Origin of the sequence: Pseudomonas abyssi (assembly GCF_002307495.1) — a bacterium.
GTDB lineage: Bacteria > Pseudomonadota > Gammaproteobacteria > Pseudomonadales > Pseudomonadaceae > Halopseudomonas > Halopseudomonas abyssi.
In genome coordinates this window covers 340,052-357,776 of the sequence record NZ_NTMR01000002.1, presented here as the reverse complement: position 1 = coordinate 357,776, position 17,725 = coordinate 340,052, and the positions used below count along the sequence as shown (strand labels likewise).

General features: G+C 63.5%; 13 protein-coding genes and 1 pseudogene. 12 read left to right on the top strand and 2 right to left on the bottom strand.

Annotated elements, in window-relative coordinates; translation table 11 throughout:
• Window positions 1-5: 5 nt before the first annotated feature.
• Window positions 6-1,448, top strand: a complete 1,443-nt coding sequence (gene tldD, locus CNQ84_RS01910) for a metalloprotease TldD (protein WP_096003220.1) — start codon at window positions 6-8, stop codon at window positions 1,446-1,448.
• A gap of 181 nt (window positions 1,449-1,629) precedes the next feature.
• On the opposite strand, the gene CNQ84_RS01905 is transcribed toward tldD, so the two are convergent.
• Complete coding sequence (locus CNQ84_RS01905) at window positions 1,630-2,112, bottom strand: asparaginase domain-containing protein (protein WP_096003219.1); 483 nt, start codon at window positions 2,110-2,112, stop codon at window positions 1,630-1,632.
• 32 nt (window positions 2,113-2,144) lie between these two features.
• On the opposite strand from CNQ84_RS01905, the gene CNQ84_RS01900 reads away from it, so the two are divergent.
• The 3 genes from CNQ84_RS01900 to CNQ84_RS01890 all read left to right on the top strand — a co-directional run bounded on the left by CNQ84_RS01900 (window position 2,145) and on the right by CNQ84_RS01890 (window position 4,322).
• On the top strand, window positions 2,145-2,456 hold the full coding sequence (locus tag CNQ84_RS01900; protein WP_096003218.1) for a GIY-YIG nuclease family protein: 312 nt from the start codon (window positions 2,145-2,147) through the stop codon (window positions 2,454-2,456).
• A 54-nt stretch (window positions 2,457-2,510) separates the two neighbouring features.
• Window positions 2,511-3,446: a glutathione S-transferase family protein gene (locus tag CNQ84_RS01895; RefSeq protein WP_096003217.1), complete on the top strand. Its 936-nt coding sequence runs from the start codon at window positions 2,511-2,513 to the stop codon at window positions 3,444-3,446.
• A gap of 144 nt (window positions 3,447-3,590) precedes the next feature.
• The gene (locus CNQ84_RS01890) at window positions 3,591-4,322 is read left to right on the top strand and encodes a TerC family protein (protein ID WP_096003216.1); all 732 of its coding nucleotides are present in this window, start codon (window positions 3,591-3,593) and stop codon (window positions 4,320-4,322) included.
• A 3-nt stretch (window positions 4,323-4,325) separates the two neighbouring features.
• On the opposite strand, the gene CNQ84_RS01885 is transcribed toward CNQ84_RS01890, so the two are convergent.
• The gene (locus CNQ84_RS01885; RefSeq protein ID WP_096003215.1) at window positions 4,326-4,925 is read right to left on the bottom strand and encodes a glutathione S-transferase family protein; all 600 of its coding nucleotides are present in this window, start codon (window positions 4,923-4,925) and stop codon (window positions 4,326-4,328) included.
• A 153-nt stretch (window positions 4,926-5,078) separates the two neighbouring features.
• Between CNQ84_RS01885 and CNQ84_RS01880 the strand changes: the two genes are divergently transcribed.
• From CNQ84_RS01880 to pelF, 8 genes and pseudogenes are all read left to right on the top strand, one after another.
• On the top strand, window positions 5,079-6,032 hold the full coding sequence (locus tag CNQ84_RS01880) for an ABC transporter ATP-binding protein (RefSeq protein ID WP_407920681.1): 954 nt from the start codon (window positions 5,079-5,081) through the stop codon (window positions 6,030-6,032).
• The gene (locus CNQ84_RS01875) at window positions 6,029-6,790 is read left to right on the top strand and encodes an ABC transporter permease (RefSeq protein WP_096003213.1); all 762 of its coding nucleotides are present in this window, start codon (window positions 6,029-6,031) and stop codon (window positions 6,788-6,790) included. Before CNQ84_RS01880 ends, CNQ84_RS01875 begins: the two co-directional genes overlap by 4 nt.
• A gap of 286 nt (window positions 6,791-7,076) precedes the next feature.
• Window positions 7,077-9,824 (top strand): annotated as a pseudogene (locus CNQ84_RS01870) (bifunctional glycoside hydrolase/polysaccharide deacetylase family protein).
• Window positions 9,802-13,356 carry a tetratricopeptide repeat protein gene (locus CNQ84_RS01865; protein ID WP_096003212.1) on the top strand — a complete coding sequence of 1,185 codons (3,555 nt, stop codon included), beginning with the start codon at window positions 9,802-9,804 and terminating at the stop codon, window positions 13,354-13,356. The pseudogene CNQ84_RS01870 and the gene CNQ84_RS01865 overlap by 23 nt, the downstream one beginning before the upstream one ends.
• A gap of 22 nt (window positions 13,357-13,378) precedes the next feature.
• Window positions 13,379-13,897 carry a penicillin-binding protein activator LpoB gene (locus tag CNQ84_RS01860; protein ID WP_096003211.1) on the top strand — a complete coding sequence of 173 codons (519 nt, stop codon included), beginning with the start codon at window positions 13,379-13,381 and terminating at the stop codon, window positions 13,895-13,897.
• Window positions 13,897-15,261 (top strand): PelD GGDEF domain-containing protein, encoded by a 1,365-nt coding sequence (locus CNQ84_RS01855; RefSeq protein ID WP_096003210.1) that lies wholly within the window; start codon window positions 13,897-13,899, stop codon window positions 15,259-15,261. The genes CNQ84_RS01860 and CNQ84_RS01855 overlap by 1 nt, the downstream gene beginning before the upstream one ends.
• Window positions 15,239-16,219, top strand: coding sequence for a tetratricopeptide repeat protein (locus CNQ84_RS01850; RefSeq protein WP_096003209.1), 981 nt, complete (start codon window positions 15,239-15,241; stop codon window positions 16,217-16,219). Before CNQ84_RS01855 ends, CNQ84_RS01850 begins: the two co-directional genes overlap by 23 nt.
• Window positions 16,216-17,721: a GT4 family glycosyltransferase PelF gene (pelF, locus tag CNQ84_RS01845; RefSeq protein WP_096003208.1), complete on the top strand. Its 1,506-nt coding sequence runs from the start codon at window positions 16,216-16,218 to the stop codon at window positions 17,719-17,721. The genes CNQ84_RS01850 and pelF overlap by 4 nt, the downstream gene beginning before the upstream one ends.
• Window positions 17,722-17,725: the final 4 nt, after the last annotated feature.

Sequence of the window (17,725 nt, the reverse complement as noted above, 5' to 3'; positions counted from 1 at the left end):
TGAACATGAGTGATATCGTCGCCCGCGCCGAGCAGGCGCTGCTGCAGCCCGCCGAGTTGAGCGCAGATGCCGTAGCCGGCGTACTGGGCTCACTGGTACAGGCGCCGGGGGTAGACGCCGCCGACCTGTATTTTCAGCACCAGATCAGCGAGTCCTGGGTGCTGGAGGACGGTATCGTCAAGGACGGCAGCTTTCATGTCGACCAGGGCGTTGGCGTGCGTGCCCTGTCCGGAGAAAAGACCGGCTTTGCCTACAGCAATGACCTTCGTCTGGGGGCATTGAGCCAGGCGGCTGGCGCGGCGCGCTCCATCGCCCGGGCCGGCCAGGCCGGCAGCGTGCAGGCCTGGCAACGTCCGCAGGCTGCTGCGCTGTATGCCGTGGACAACCCGCTGGATGTGCTGCCGCAGGGTGACAAGGTGGCCTTTTTGCAGCGTATCGACGCCTTTACCCGCAGCCTCGACCCGCGTATCAGCCAGGTTACGGTCAGCCTGGCCGGGGTCCACGATACCGTGATGGTTGCTGCCAGTGACGGCACCTGGGCCGGTGATATTCGCCCGCTGGTGCGCATGAACGTCAGCGTGATCATGGAGCAGAACGGGCGTCGCGAGCGCGGCAGCAGTGGCGGCGGTGGGCGCACCGACTACCTGTATTTCGAGGCAGAGGAGCGGGCGCTGGGATACGCGCGTGAGGCCGTGCGCCAGGCATTGGTCAATCTCGAGGCGATCGCCGCGCCGGCCGGCAGCATGCCGGTTGTCATGGGCCCGGGCTGGTCTGGGGTGTTGCTGCACGAAGCAGTCGGTCATGGTCTTGAGGGTGACTTCAATCGCAAGGGCAGCTCGGCCTACAGTGGCCGAGTGGGCGAGAAGGTCGCCTCCAGCCTGTGCACCATCGTCGATGACGGCACCCTGCCAGGTCGCCGGGGCTCGCTCAGTATCGATGACGAGGGCGTGCCCTCCAACTGCACCACGTTGATCGAAAACGGCGTACTCAAAGGCTATATGCAGGACAAGCTGAATGCGCGCCTGATGGGCGTGCCCGCGACCGGCAATGGTCGCCGCGAATCCTATGCTCATCTGCCGATGCCGCGCATGACCAATACCTATATGCTGGCGGGCGAGAGCGATCCGGAAGAGATTATCCGCTCGGTGAAAAAGGGTATTTACTGCGCCAACCTGGGCGGTGGTCAGGTCGACATCACCAGCGGCAAGTTTGTCTTCTCCACCAGTGAGGCCTACCTGATCGAAGACGGCAAGATCACCGCCCCGGTCAAGGGCGCCACCCTGATCGGCAACGGCCCCGAGGTGATGAACCGCGTCTCCATGGTCGGCCACGACCTGAAGCTCGATACCGGTGTGGGCGTGTGCGGCAAGGATGGGCAGTCGGTGCCGGTCGGCGTTGGTCAGCCGACACTGAAGATCGATCAGATTACAGTCGGCGGCACCGGCTGACGCCGGTCCCGCAGCCGCAAGCTTCAAGCTGCAAGCAAAAAGGCCGAGCAGGGCGGATGTTGACGGTAAGCCCAAGGCCCTGGATAGCAGTAAAGGACGTTGGTACAAGCGCACAAGCCGAACCAAAGCACAATCTGATGTGGCTTGTGGCTTGTGGCTTGTGGCTTGTGGCTTGCCGCTGCTACTGCGCTTCAAACCGCCCGGCCAGCCGATTCTTGCGTACCTGGTCAACCGGGAACACCTTGCCGCTCATGGCGACGTAGACGCCGTGGGGCAGGCAGTTGAGGGCGCCGATGGCGAGGCCCAGGTTGAAGCTGGCGTCGGTATCGCGAAAGCGTGCCGGCTGCATCGCGCCGGTGAGTACGATAACCTTGTCCTCGATATCCGCCAGCGCCGCCCCAGTGACCGTCATGGTATCGGTTCCGTGGGTAATCAGAATGTGCTCATAGGGGCAGGCTGCGACGCTGGCGTGCATCAGATCGCGGTCGGCGTCGGTCAGTTCAAGACTGTCCTTGCGTGTCAGTGACTCGATTTGGTACTCAAAGCCGACGCGCGCTTGCTGCAGGATGTCTGCAGCCATGGGGTCGCCGATCTGGAACTCGCTGAGCGCGTCGAAATAGACCTTGTCGATAGTGCCGCCCGTGCTGAAAATCTGAATGAACATCCGGTATCCCTTTGCGCTGAGTCTGTCTGCGTATGTCTGTTGAAGAGTCTACCTTGTCTGCGGTTGAGCGTATCTGGTGGGTTTACATGGTGCGTGCCGAGAATGGCCACCTGTATACCGGCATCAGTGTGGACCCTGAGCGGCGCTTTCTTCAGCATCAGAGCGGCAAGGGCGCGCGCTTCTTCAATCGCAGTCCGGCGGCGGCGCTGGTGTGGCGTCGTAGCTGCGCCGGTCATGGCGATGCCTTGCGACAGGAGAGGGCGATCAAGGCGCTGACGCGCAAAGCCAAGGAGTGCCTGATAGATCAGCCCGATGGTGACTTATCAGTCGGCCCGAAGGGCTAGCCAGCCTCCGTATGGGCGGTCTACAGTGGCGGTTCATTTCGCCGGAGAGCTGTCATGACCGACCTGATTCTGCATCACTACCCGCAATCCCCCTTTGCCGAAAAAGCTCGCTTGCTGCTGGGCTTCAAGGGCCTGTCCTGGCATTCGGTGATGATTCCGCCGGTGATGCCCAAGCCCGATCTGACGGCGCTGACCGGTGGCTACCGGCGTACACCGGTGCTGCAGGTGGGGGCTGACATTTACTGCGACACCGCGCTGATCGCGCGCCGTCTGGAGCAGGAAAAGGCAGCGCCGGCGCTGTTTCCCGAGGGCCAGGAGGCGGCCGCTGCCAGCCTGGCGCAGTTCGCCGACCAGGTGCTGTTCCAGCACGCCGTGGCGATCAACTTCCAGCCCAAGGGTCTGGCCGAGCGCTTTGCCGGCATGCCCGAGCAGGTAATCAAGGGCTTTGTGGCCGATCGTCAGAAGTTGTTCAGTGGTGGGACGGCCAGCCGTCTGGATACCGAGGTGGCGCTGGGCCAGTGGCCGGCGCTGCTGTCACGTCTGGAAACCCAACTGGAGCGCGATGGCGACTTCCTGCTGGGCAGCCAGCCAAGCATCGCCGACTTTTCCCACTATCACGCGCTCTGGTTCGTTGCTTCCAACCGCGCGGTAGCCGATGCCCTTGAGCCCTATCCGGCGGTACGTGCCTGGATGCAGCGCGTGCGCGACATCGGTCACGGCTCGCATGCCGAGCTCAGCGCCGACGAAGCGATTCGGATTGCCCGCGAGGCCACACCGGCGGCGCTGCCGACCGATGCCATCAGCAGCCCGACGGGCTTGGCCGCAGGTCAGGCGGTGATCGTCAATGCGGTCGACTACGGCACCGATGAGGTGGCGGGCACTCTGCTGTACGAGGGCGCCGAGGAAATCATTATCGCCCGTGAAGATGAGCGTGCCGGCCTGGTACACGTGCACTTCCCGCGCTTCGGCTTCCGTATTCGCGCGGCATGAGTCTAGCCGCGTCAGTGGCCGGCGTTGGCCACTGACGCGTCTTGCAACACTCTATTGGATTGCGTCCCTCTCGCCAGCCTGATGGCGCTGCGTTAATCTGCGCAAGCGGTCAGCTCGACCGTTTCTTCCTCAGGACCCCCTGCCATGTTTGACTGGATCTTCCTGCCCGAAGCCTGGGTGGCGTTGGCGACCTTGCTGGCGCTCGAAATTGTGCTCGGCATCGATAACATCATCTTCATTTCTATTCTGGTTGGCCGCCTGCCGCCGCAGCAGCGTGAACTGGCGCGCCGGCTGGGTATCGGCTTTGCCATGCTGACGCGGCTGGCTCTGCTGTTTTCGCTGGCCTGGATTATCGGGCTGGTCGAGCCCTGGTTCAGTGTGCTGGGACAGGATATTTCCGGACGCGATCTGGTGCTGATTCTCGGCGGCTTGTTCCTGCTGGGCAAGGCGACCCACGAGATTCATCTGAGTCTGGAGGCGCCGGCGGAGGCCGAGGCCTCAATGGCGGCGGCTGCGCGCAATGGCATGGTCGGTATCGTGGTGCAGATCGCTCTGCTGGATATCGTATTTTCCCTCGATTCGGTGATTACTGCCGTCGGGCTGGTGGACCACCTGTCGGTGATGGTGATTGCTATCCTCGGCGCGGTCGCGGTGATGCTGTTCGCCGCCAAGTCCATCGGCGACTTTGTTGACCGCCACCCCAGCATCAAGATGCTGGCGCTGTCGTTCCTGATGATGATCGGCCTGACGCTGATGGCCGAGGGGCTGGATGTGCATGTGCCCAAGGGCTATATCTACTTTGCGATGGCCTTCTCGGTAGTGGTCGAGCTGCTCAACATCCGGGTGCGCCGCAACCGGACGCAGCAGGACGGCTGAGGTTCAGGCCTTCATGGGCTGGTAGCCAGGCAGGCTTTCGATGCGCCGCAGCCAGGCGGTGATGGCAGGGTAGCCTGTCAGCTCAAAGCCGCCGTCGGCGGCAACGTGGGTGTAGGCGTAGAGTGCGATATCGGCCAGGCTGGGCTCGTCTGCAACCAGATAGGGGCTGCTTTGCAGCTGTGTTTCCATCACGTCCAGCGCGTTGTAGCCACCTGCCTGTTTGCTCAGGTAGTCGGCTCGGCGCTCCTCTGGCAGGCCAAGGTAAAGCGCGATAAAACGCGCCACGGCGATATAGGGTTCGTGGCTGTACTGCTCAAAGAACAGCCACTGAAGCATCCGGGCGCGGCTGAATGGCTCCGTCGGAACGAGTCGGCTGCCCTCGGCGAGGAACAGCAAGATGGCATTGGACTCGGCCAGGCAGCGGCCGTCGTCCAGTTCCAGCAGCGGCACCTTGGCGTTGGGGTTGCGGGCCAGGAAGTCGGGCGTGCGAGTGTCGCCGCGCATGATGTCCACCGTTTGCCATTCATAGTCCAGGTCAAGCAGGGCGCACAGCAGCTCCAGCTTGTAGCAATTGCCGGAGCGGTGATCACCGTAGATTTTCATGGGGTGTGCTCGCAAGGGGGAGTGACTAACTGTCGTCTGGCTTCGCCTCGTCGTCAATCTGGTGTAGGGTCGCTATTGCAATTCAAGCGCGGTCAGTTGTACCGCTGCACAACGGGTGATCGAGCAGACAGGGGTAGAGACGGCGTGGACAGCATTATTGCGGTGGACAACCTGACCAAAACCTACGCCAGTGGTTTTCAGGCGCTCAAGGGGGTTAGCCTGCAGATCCGACGTGGTGAAATCTTCGCGCTCCTTGGGCCCAACGGTGCTGGCAAGACCACGCTGATCAGCATCGTATGCGGGCTGGTGAACCCGACCGGCGGGCAAGTGCTGGTCGACGGGTTCGATAACCGCCGCGACTATCGTCAGGCCCGTCAGCGCATTGGCCTGGTGCCGCAGGAGCTGACCAACAACATGTTCGACAGCGTCTGGGCTACCGTGCGTCTCAGTCGCGGTTTGTTTGGCAAGCCGCGCAATGATGCGCTGCTGGAGCAGATCCTGCGTGAGCTGTCGCTGTGGGACAAGCGCAATGAGCGGATCATGGATCTGTCCGGCGGCATGAAGCGTCGAGTGCTGATTGCCAAGGCCCTGGCGCACGAACCGGAGGTGTTGTTTCTCGACGAGCCCACCGCGGGGGTCGATGTGGCGCTGCGCCGGGATATGTGGAATATGGTGCGCCGCCTGCAGCAGCGCGGGGTCACCATCATTCTGACCACGCACTATATCGAGGAAGCCGAAGAAATGGCGGATCGCATTGGCGTGATCCGTCAGGGCGAGCTGATCCTCACCGAAGACAAGCACAGCCTGATGCAGCAGCTCGGTACCCGGCAGCTGACGCTGCAGTTGCAGCAGCCATTGCCGGCCATCCCGGCGGCGCTGGCGGAGTATCCGCTGACGCTGGAGGAGCAGGGCTACGCGCTGGTGTACACCTTCGATGCCAAAGCCGAGCAGAGCGGTATCGCCGAGCTGTTGCGTAGTGTGGATCAGTTGGGAATTGAGGTGCGGGACCTGCGTTCAAGTCAGAGCTCGCTGGAGGACATCTTTGTCGGGCTGGTGCACAGTCGCGAACAACCGCAACAGGCGTCGACACTGGGAGGTGCCGCATGAGCCTGCAAGGAGTCAAGGCAATCTACCTGGCCGAAATGGCGCGCATGCTGCGCACCCGGCTGCAGAGCATCGCCTCGCCAGTGATCTCCACGTCGCTGTATTTCATCGTCTTCGGCGCGGCCATCGGCACCCGCATGACCGAGGTAGACGGCGTCAGCTACGGGGCATTTATCATCCCCGGGCTGATCATGCTGATGCTGCTGAACGAAAGTATTTCCAATGCTTCCTTCGGTATCTACATGCCGCGTTTCACCGGCACCATTTACGAAATCCTGTCTGCGCCGGTGTCGCCGTTCGAGATTGTGGTCGGCTACGTGGGGGCAGCTGCCACCAAGTCGGTGTTGCTCGGCCTGCTGGTATTGCTGACGGCGCGGATCTTTGTCGACTATGAGATTCAGCACCCGGTCTGGATGTTGGGTTTTCTGCTGCTGACCGCCATCACCTTCAGTCTGTTCGGCTTTATTATCGGGGTCTGGGCGGACGGCTTCGAGAAGCTGCAGATCATTCCGCTGATGATCGTCACCCCGCTGGCCTTTCTGGGCGGCAGCTTTTACTCCATCACCATGCTGCCGCCGTTTTGGCAGACCGTTACGCTGTTCAATCCGGTGGTGTATCTGATCAGCGGCTTTCGCTGGAGCTTCTATGGCGCGGCGGATGTGCACATTGGCGTGAGTGTTGGCATGACCCTGGTGTTCCTGACGCTGTGCCTGCTGGTCATCAGCTGGATATTCCGCACCGGCTACCGCATCAAACCCTGACAGATCTGTCCCCTCCCGGCGCGCGCCCCCTTGCCAGAGGGGGCATATGAGTGCCTTATCAAGCCATTTTATTGACTTTCTAGCGTTGCGCATTGAGAATATGTCATCGTTTTGTTATGGTGTCGCTTTAATATCATTTGGATTTGCTGTGCGACGCCTGCCACGGATGCGTTCTTTGTCGTCGCCAGGCTGACTCCCAAACTCACACAGTGACGTCAGGTTAGGAGACAATTTGGTGCTGTTGTCGCGTGGAATTTTGCGTCTCCGAACGGTGTGCTGTTCGCTGATGCTCACCCTCTCTGGGCTGCTTTGCATGGCATCAGCACAGGCCTCAACCGGGCCCGGGTCGGTGGCTTTCTGGTATGCCGCCGAACCGCCGTTGCCCGAGCTGGCCCAATACGATTGGGTTGTGCTGGAGCCTGGGCATGTCCAGCCCGATCAGGTTGCCTTTCTGCACGCCCAGGGCGCCGTCCCCTTTGCCTATCTGTCTGTTGGTGAGCTGTCTCCTGAGGATGAAGCCTCGGCAGATGCGGCGCGCCTGTCGAGCGGCGAGCGTAATCACGAGTGGCAGAGCGATATAGCAGACCTGGCCAGTCCGGATTGGCAGCAGCACCTGCTTGAGCGGGCCGCGCGCCTGCGCAGTCAGGGGTATAGCGGCCTGTTTCTGGACACCCTGGACAGCTTCATGCGCCTGCCGGAGGAGCGGCGCCCGGCGCAGCAGCAGGGGCTGGTCGCGCTGTTGCAACGCTTGCATACCGACTATCCGGATCTTCAGCTGTTCTTCAATCGTGGTTTTGAGGCACTGCCGGAACTGGGCTTTGCGCCGGCTGCGGTTGCGGTGGAGTCGCTTGAAGCCAGCTGGGATCAGGCCCAGGACCGATACGGTCGGGTTTCGGAAAGTGATCGCGCCTGGCTTGATGGCCAGCTCAAGCCGCTGCTCGATGCCGGGACGCTCGTCGTGGCGATTGAGTACCTGCCGCCGGAGCAGCGTGCGCAGGCCCGCGAGCTGAGTCAGCGGCTGCAGCAGCAGGGCTATCTGCCGGTCATCACAACGCCGGAGCTGGACTCTCTGGGTGTCGGCACGCTGGAAGTGGTGCCGCGCCGTATTGCTCTGCTGTATGACCCCCGTGAAGGTGAGTTAACCCGCTCGCCCGGTCATGTACTGCTGGGCGGCTTGCTTGAATACCTAGGCTATCGTGTCGACTATTTTGCCGTTGACGGCCACTTGCCCGAGCGTCGTTTTGACGAGCTCTACGCGGGCGTCGTGGTGTGGATGACCAGCGGTGCACCAGCGCAGGCCGGTCAGTTCCGGCGTTTTCTACAGGCGCGGCTGAATGAGGGGACGCGCATCGCGTTCTTTGGCGGCATGCCGGTAGACGACGCGCGCCTGCTTGCCCGTCTGGGACTGCGTCGCCTGGCCTACGAGCCGCGCGAGGTCAGCCTCAAACAGGTGGATGCCGCGCTGGTTGGCAGTTTTGAAGCACCGCTGCGACTGCGCGCGCGTGATCTGCTGGCCCTGTCTGCCGACAACAGGCTGCTGAAGCCGGCGCTGCAGGTGCAGGACGAGCAGAGCAATCTGCTGACACCGGTGGCCACGGCAGACTGGGGCGGCTATGCGCTGGCACCCTACCTGTTTCAGGAGTCGGCCTCTGGACGTCGCTGGATGCTGGACCCGTTCCGCTTCTTGCAGGACAGCCTGCAACTGCCACCGCTGCCGGCCCTGGACGTCACCACTGAAAACGGCCGCCGCATCGCCACGGTGCATATCGACGGTGATGGCTTTGCCTCCCGCGCCGAGATACCGGGCACACCCTATTCCGGTGAGGTGGTGCTGCAGGACTTTATCCGCGCCCATGACTTTCTGACCTCGGTCTCGGTGGTCGAAGGCGAGGTGGGGCCCCAAGGCATGTACCCCTATCTCACCAAGCGCCTGGAGCCGATTGCCCGGCGCATCTTTGCCGACCCCAAGGTCGAGCCGGCAACCCATACCTTCAGCCATCCGTTCTTCTGGGAGCCGGAAAAAGCCAGCCAACGCGAAGGCTTCACTGCCGAGTACGGGATGAACATGGCGATCCCCAATTACCCGACCATGAACCTTGAGCGGGAAATTGTCGGCTCGCGTGACTACATCCAGCGTGAGCTGCTGCCGGCGGGTAAGCAGGTACGCTTGATCTTCTGGTCGGGAGAGGCCTTGCCCAGTGCAGAGGCGATTGGCATGGCGTACGCGGCGGGTATGGCTAACGTCAACGGTGCTGAGACCTTTATCACCCGTGCCAACCCCTCGTTGACCGGACTCTACCCCTTGCTGTGACCGACCTCGGGCGGTCTGCAGATCTACGCGCCGATCATCAACGAAAACCTGTATACCAATCTCTGGACCGGCCCCTTCTACGGGTTCGAGCGGGTGCTCGATACCTTTGAACTGACCGACTCGCCCCGGCGTCTGCGCGGTCTGAATCTGTACTACCACTTCTATTCCGGCACCAAGCAGGCGTCGATCAAGGCGATGGACGACGTGTACACCGCGATGCAACGCCAGCAGCCCATTTCGCTCTGGATGGGGGACTATCTGCGTCGTGTGCGCGGCCTCTATGAAGGGAGCATGGCGCGCCGCACCGACGGCCGCTGGCAGTTGCGCTCCCTGCAAGGGCTGCGCACCGTGCGTCTGGACCCACGGCTCGGCTGGCCGGACTTGCTCAATTCCGAGGGTGTGGCCGGCGTTCGTGATCTGCCGCAGGGGCGCTATGTGCATCTGAGCAACGACCGCGCGGTGCTGGCGTTGCAGGCGACGCGCGACACAGCGCCGGCGCTGGAGTACGCCAATGTGCCGTTGCAGGCGTGGGAATATCGTGGCGAGCGTGAGGTGCGGCTATCCATGGCCGGCCAGTTCGCCCTGCGCTTTGCCGTGCGCTATGCCGGCAATTGCAGCTTGTCTGCTGCCGGGCGTCGTTATGAGGGGCAGCGCCGTGGCGACCTGCTGGAGTTCAACCTTGAGCGTCAGGAGGTGAGCGATGCAGTACTCGCCTGCCGCTGAGTCGACCCCGCTGTTCCGGCCATGGGCCATGGGGCTGGCTATTTTGCTGGTGCTGGTGGTTCTGGTGCTGACGTATCAGAACAAGGACGCCTTTATGCCCCAGGGCGAGACCGACGCGGTGTCGGTGGGCTACGCCGAGCTGCTATTGGCGGCTGAGCCTGACAATATCGAGCTGCGCTCGGAATTGGTTGAGATGCTGATCTCGCGCGGCGAGTTCTCGCGTGCGCTGAAGCATCTGGGTGACTGGCAGGGCGGTGATGAGCAGGCTCGGCGCTTCTACAACCTGGTGCTCGATGGCCGCATGGCCACTGTGCGCCGTGACGAGCAGGCGATTCTGAGTGCACGTCAGCGGCTGGCCGAGTTCGATCTGGCCGGGCTGACTCCCGCGCAGCAAATCCAGCTGGCAGACCTGGCGCTGGCGCTTGGTCTGCCGGGACGCGCCGCAGATCTGCACCTGGCGATGGCGCAGGTCGAAGGGCCTGATCAGCAAGCGCACCAGTTGGCCGCCGCACGTTGGTATCTGGCTGCGGAGCAGCCCGCCGATGCCGCCGTCATCTACCAGCAACTGGCCGAGCAAGCACGCACTGTTGAGGGGCGGCGCCAATTTGCATTGCTGGCCTATAACGGTCTGCTGGCTGCCGATCAGGCTCAGGCAGCCAGTGTCTATGCGGTGCAACTGCTCGACAGCGGCAGCTTGAGCACCTTGGGCGACGACTGGTGGCTGCGCAGCGTACAGACAGCGCAGGGCGCGATGCGCTATGACCTGGCAACGCGCCTGGCAGAGCACTGGCGTCGGGCTGAGCCCGATAGCGTGGCTGCCCTGCAAGCACGATTCGACATGGCGCTGGCGGCAGGCGACACGGCTACGGCCTGGGAGGTGGGCAAAGACCTGTTGGCGCAGTCACCGCCCAGCGCCGAGCTGCTGCGGCAAATGGCTCAGCTGGGGCAGTGGCGCGGCCAGCCCGAAGCGGCGCTGGACTACTGGGTGGCCTATCTGGATATGGCGGCGGATGCCGAAGCGCGCGACAAAGCGTGGCGTCTGGCGTTCCAGCTGTTTGATTACAACCGCGGCATACAGCTGCTCGGCGCCACGGCAGCCTCCCGCCGCCTCAGCGATGAGGAGCTTGACGCACTGGTCTATGCCCATGAGCAGCGCGGCACGCCGGCCATGGCGGAGAACTGGCTGCGCGGCTATCTGCAGCGCGCTTCCAGCCAGCGTCTGGCCTGGACCCGTCTGGTGCAGAACCTGCATAACCGCGAGCTGCTGCAACGCGAAGCCGATACCTGGCCGCAATTTGCCGGGCGTCACCAGCTGACGATCACTGAACGCATGAGTTGGGCCGAGGTGCTCTGGAATCTGTATCAGCCTGAGCAGGCCTGGCAGGTGCTGGACGTGGCACCGCTCGATCAGCTCAGCCCGGATTACTGGCGCCTGCGCGCTGCGCTGGCCTGGGAGCTGGAGCGCGACGACGCGGTACTGGCCAGCTACGAGGCGCTGTTGGCGCAGGGCGCCGTGCTGCTGCAAAGCGAGCAGGCGCAGCTGGTTGATATGTACCGGCAACGCGACCCGGCGTTGGCGCTGCGGATTCAGGTAGCAAACTGGCGGCGCACGGGCGATACCCGCTACCTGACCGATGCCCTGCAACTGGCCGAAGAACAGCAGGACTGGGAGTTGATGGAAACGCTGGTGGCCGAGGCGATGCAGCAGCCGGCAAGCGCCAATCTGATGCCGGTGCTGTTGGCGCGCGGTTTGCTGGCCGAGCGCGCCGGGCAGTTTGCCGAAGCAGAGCGGTTGTACCTGCAGGGGCTGTCGCGCCAGCCGCGCAACAGCCTGCTGCGCGCACGGATCCTCTGGCTGTTTGTCGACAGTGCTGACCGGACCAAGCTGGCCCGTGCCCTGCGTCAGTGGGAGGGCGAAGCGCAATCGGTGCCGGTCATGTGGCTGCCCATGGGCGCGGCCAATCAACTGCTCTCGCGCAATACTCAGGCGCTGCAATGGTTCAATCGCCACCTGCGCGAACAACCCGAGGACACGCTGGCGCTGGCGGCCTACGCCGACGCACTTGAGGCGAGCGGCAGAGAGGCGGCCGCGCTGCAGCTGCGTTCACGCCTGCTCAACCGCCTGCGCTTTGCCGAGACCGAACGGGCGCCCTTTACCGAACGCCAGATCTGGACGCGTCTGATGACCGCCGGTGGCTCACCCCGCCAGGCGCTGGCCGGGCTGCAGCGTTGGCACGATGGCTCGGTCGGCATGCTGCAGCTGTGGTATGCCGCGCAGCTGGCACGGCTGGACAGCATCAATCAGGAAGCGCAAAAGGACGCCTGGCTGGCCTGGGGCCGTGCACGCGGGCTGCGTGAAGAGGGCTATCAGCGCATTCAGGAAGCGCTGCGCACCAACAATCGCGAGGCGCTGGCCGCGCTGCTGGTCAACCCGCAGGTTGATGACGCCCACCGGGTTGCCGCGCAGGAGCGTCTGGGTGACGACAATCAGGCCATGGCCCAGGCGCTGTCCTCGCTCGGCGATGAGCAGCCGCTGGCTGTGCGCCGCCAGTTGTGGCGACAGTCGGTTGCCTTTCTTGAGCGCTACCCGCAGGGCGTGCGTGTCAGCTGGGGGCAGGAAGACTTTGGCGGCCTGAAGACCCGTGGCCCGCAGCTCAGCATCGCGCGCTTTATTGGCGAGAACTGGTACCTGCGTGCCGATGGCGGCCGGGTGACCTATGACTCCTCGCTGCTCGACAGCAGTGTGCTCGGGTCCGAGCAGAACCTGCTGCTGCGCGCCGAGCGCCAGCTGGGCAACGGCGACCTGTCGGTGACGCTGGACCACAGCGACCGACAGGATGATAACCGCACCGGCGCCGGCATCGCCAGGCGCTGGAGTGAAGGCGGCAACGAGGTGGAAGTGGGCGCCGACTGGCAGCGAGAAAGCCGCGAGACGGGTCTGATGCGCGCGCTCGGACAGGAAAGCGCACTCTGGCTGCGAGCCAGCCACGCCTTCAGCGCGCGTGACCAGTTGAGCTGGCAGGTCGCCCAGCGTGAGTTCGAGACCCGCTCGGGTGTTGATATCGGCTCCGGGCAGCAGCTGAACCTGGAGTTCAGCCAGATCCAGTTCTTTGAGGGACCCACCTGGATTCTGCGCAGCGGCATCGAGTATCAGCGCAACAGCCTCAGCGGCGAGCCGCTGGATTCTCTGCTGGTGGCCAACGGCGGCGCGGTGCGGCAGAACGATGTCACGGTCGATCAACTGCTGCCTGAGCGCGTCGGGCGGATCTATATCGGCAGTCAGCTGCGTCGTGGCATGCCGGGACTGATCAACCGCAACCGGGGCCAGTACACCTGGTTGCTGGATACCTCGACCGGTTGGGACTGGGAAGACCAGAGCATGAATTTTGCCATCAATGCCGGTATTGGTATTGAGGTGTTTGGTGATGATGAACTGGCGTTTACCGCGGGCTACCAGTCGGAGCCGGTCGGCGGTGACGGCGAGGCGGGCGGTACCGCAACGATTTCCTACAGCAGCCGCTTCGGTCGCTGAAGGCACAACAAAGGAGCACAACATGCGTATTCTCAAGGGTATGACACTGGCGGCGACCTTGCTGGCCGTCTCCGCCTGCAGCACCTTCTCCGGCAACAACGGCCCGAGCTTTCCGGCGTCCGCCAGCTGGGGCCTGCTGCCGATGGTCAACTATTCACAGACGCCGCAGGCTGGCGAGCGCAGCGAGCAGATCCTGCTCAGCGTGCTCTCGGAAGAGGGCATCCAGCCGCGGGTTTATCCCCACGTAGAGGACCAGGATCTGCTGGTGCTGGATGATCGCAAGCGCTATGAGCAGGCCCTGCAGTGGGCCCAGGGCCAGAGCTTTGACTACCTCGTCAGCGGCAGCGTCGAGGAGTGGCAGTACAAGAATGGTCTGGACGGTGAACCCGCCGTGGGCCTGAGCTTGCGCGTGCTGGATGCGCGCACCGGACAGGTGCTGTGGAGCAACAGCGGCGCCCGCGCCGGCTGGTCGCGTGAAAGCCTGGCCGGCTCGGCACAGAAGGTACTCAATACCCTGATCGGTGACCTGCGGATCGACTAATGTTCAAGAACTCGGTGCACAAGGACTACAGCCTCATCGCCATCGGCAATCGCCGCTGGGCGTGGCTGGAAACGCCGTTGCTGACGGCGCTGGTGCTGGGGCTTTGCTATTGGCTGCACCCGGCGGACCCGCTGTTTCTGCAGGGCTTCCCCTGGCCGATTCTGGCGCCCTTGCTGCTGGCTGTGCGCTATGGCTTCCTGCAGGGCGCTTGCAGTGCGGCTCTGCTGGTGTTGGCTGCCCTTGTGCTGCACCGATTGGGCACGCCCGGCTACGTGCAGTTGCCCGGCTCCTTTATCGTCGGGGTGCTGGTCTCCAGCATGGTGGTGGGCGAGTTCCGTGACCTCTGGGGGCGCCGTCTGGAGCGCCTGCAAACGGCCAACGAATACCGTCAGTACCGCCTCGACGAATTTACCCGCGCCTACCATGTGCTGCGCAGCTCCCATGAACGTCTGGAGCAGCGTGTCGCCGGCAGCGATACCAGCCTGCGCAGTACCCTGTTGTTGCTGCGTCGCCAATTGCAGGACAAGTCCGAAGGCGACCTGCTGGCCCAAATGGCACCCTCGTTGCTGGGCGTGCTGGGACAGTATGGTTCGTTCAACGCTGCGGCCCTGTTTGCCGTACAGGACGGTGAGGCGCAGTTGCAACGGTCGCTGGCCGAGGTGGGCGAGCCCGGCCAGGTGCCTGCCGACGACCTGCTGCTGACGCTGTGCTTGCAGCGCGGCGAGGTGGTCAGTGTGCGCGACAGCTATCTGGAGACCGGCCGCGAGGAACAGGTGTCGGCCCTGCAGGCCTGTATACCGCTGCTCTCGGTGGATGGACAGGTACTCGCCGTGGTGGCTGTGCACAGCATGCCTTTCTTTGCCTTCAACGAACGCACCTTTACGCTGCTGGCGCTGCTGGGTGGCCATATGGCCGACCTGTTGCAGACGCCACGGCAGCTGTTGCGCCCGGATGATGCCGAAGCGCGCCGGTTCTCCCAGCAACTGCGCCGCGCCCGGCGAGATGCTGCCGAACATGATCTGCCGGGCAGCCTGGCCTTTGTCGAGTTGCCGGCAGACAGTGAAAAGCTGCAGAAGCTGCTGGTGGAAAGCCAGCGTGGCCTGGATCTGCAGGTATTGGTACCGCGCGCCAATGGCGGCGAAGGCCTGCTGGTGCTGATGCCACTGACCGATCAGGATGGCAGTCGCGGTTACCGTCAGCGACTCGACCGCATGGTGCAGGAGCGCTTTGAAAACGCATCCACTCTCAGCGAGCTGGGCGTGGTCGTCCACAACTTCGAGATTCGCCAGCAGCAGAGTGACAGCGCGCTGGCCGACTTCCTCTACAAGGAGTGTGGTCTGAATGACCAGCAAGTGGCTATTTAGCGGCGCCCTGGCCTTTGAGCTGGGGAGCTGGGGAGGACTGCTGAGCAACCCGTCGCTGATCGAGGGGCTGTATCTGTATGTCGTTCCGCATGCCATTGCCTCGTTGATGCTGGCGGCTGCGCTCTGGCTGGTGTTGCCCCGGCGTTACCGCTTTCCTTTGCCCTGGTCGCCGTTGCTGCTGTTCAGCCTGATCTTCTTTATCCCGGTGGTCGGCGCCGTCGGTACCATCGCCGGAGTGTTCCCCGGTCTCTATCTGCCGCGCCGCGAGCGTGAGCAGGGCTGGCAGTTGACGCGTATGCCGAGCTTGCCCTATCGCGCGGTAGATCAATGGCAGTCCCCCCTGTTCAACGATGGTGGTCTGCAGGACGTGCTGCAACTGGCTGGTGACTCCGAGCGCCGCCTCGCAGCGTTGCTGGCCACTCGGACCATGCCCGGTAACGAAGCGGTACCGGTACTCAAGCTGGCGCTGCGTGATCCGGAGGACGATGTTCGCCTGTTGGCCTACTCGATGCTGGATCAGCGTGAAAACCACATCAACCAGCAGATCGAGCGCCTGCTGGAACTGCAGGCCGAGAGTCCGTCGTCGGGTACCCGCGCGGCCCTGGCAAGTTGGTATTGGGAGCTGGCCTATCTGGGGCTGGCTCAGGGAGGTGTATTGCGCCACGTGCTGCAGCAGGCGCTGGAGCATGCTGACGCTGCGCTGAACGCAGAGCCCAGCGGGGAGCTGGCCGTGCTGGCAGGACGTGTCCAGATCGCGCGCCGCCAGAGCCTGGAGGCACGCCGTTATCTGCAGCAGGCCGCTGATCTCGGCGTCGGGCCGGCGCGGCTGGCGCCACTGCTGGCAGAGGTTGCCTTTCTTGAACATCGCTATCGCGAGGTGGTCGTGCAACTGCAGCGTATTCCTCCCGCGTTGCAGGCCAAGCCGCCCTTGGCCGCGACGGTGGGGTATTGGTTATGAGTGCACCACAGGCAGACATCTGTCTGCTGCTGGAAGGAACCTGGCCGTACGTACGCGGTGGTGTGTCCAGCTGGGTACATCAGATGCTGCTGGGGCTGCCGGATGTGCGCTTTTCCGTGGTGTTTATCGGCGGCGAGCGCAGCGCCTATCCCAAGCGTCACTACGAGGTGCCGCCCAATGTGGTGCACCTGCAGGAAGTGTTCGTCTCCGATGCCTGGCGTTACCCGGCGCGGCCGGATGATACGCCGCCGGTCGGCGACCGCGACGCGCTGGAAAGCCTGTACCGCTATTTTCAGCACCCGGAGGCGCCCAGCCCGGAGCAGGGTCAACAGTTGCTGCAGCAACTGGCCGCGGGCCGTATCACCAGTGCTCAGCTGCTGCGCAGTGAAGCCAGTTGGCAAGTGCTGAGCCAGGGCTATCTGGAGCATTGCAGCGACCCCTCGTTCATTGATTATTTCTGGACCCTGCGCACCATGCAGGCGCCATTGATCATGTTGACCGAGTTGCTGGCCAGCCTGCCGCGAGCGCGTGCCGTGCACGCCGTGTCGACTGGCTATGCCGGGTTGCTCGGGGCGCTACTCAAGGGCTACTGGCAGTGTCCCTTCATCCTGACCGAGCACGGTATCTACACCAAAGAGCGCAAGATCGACCTGGCGCAGGCAGCCTGGGTCGCGGGCAAGAGCGAAGAAGCCGAAATCAGCGGCCTGGCGGCCAGCAGTGGTTATATCCGTACCCTGTGGATTCGCTACTTCGAGCGCGCCGGGCTGTTGGCCTATCAGAACGCCGACCCGATCATCTCGCTGTACGAGGGCAATCGCGCCCGTCAGATTCGCGATGGCGCGGAGGCGGCGCTGACTCAGGTCATTCCCAACGGTATTGCTCTGAGCGACTGGCAACGGGTGCGGGCACAGCGCGGCGAGGGCATCGCGCCGGTTGCCGGCCTGATTGGCCGCGTGGTGCCGATCAAGGACGTCAAAACCTTCTTGCGCGCAGTGCGCTCGGTGGTCAGCGACATCCCCGAGTTCGAAGCCTGGATTGTCGGTCCGGAAGACGAAGACCCGGGGTACGCGCAGGAGTGTCACAGCCTGGTCAGCAGCCTGGGTTTGACCGGCCAGGTGCACTTTCTGGGCTTTTGCAATATTCGCGAGATCATGCCGCAGCTGGGTGTGATGGTGTTGACCTCAATCAGCGAGGCTCAGCCGCTGGTCATTCTAGAGGCCTGGTGCGCCGGCACGCCGGTGGTCAGTACGGATGTGGGCTCCTGTCGCGAGCTGATCGAGGGGGTTGGCGAGCAGGACCGCGCGCTGGGCATGGCGGGTGAAGTGGTGCCGATTGCCGACCCGCAGGCGACCGCCATGGCCATCCAGCGCCTGCTGCAGGACCCCGAGCGCTGGCACGCAGCGCAACGGGCCGGCGAGCAGCGGGTGCAACAGCGCTACAGTGATGAATTGATGTTTGCGCGTTACTCGCGGCTGTATCGCGACGCGATCGGAGAGGGTTAGGAGC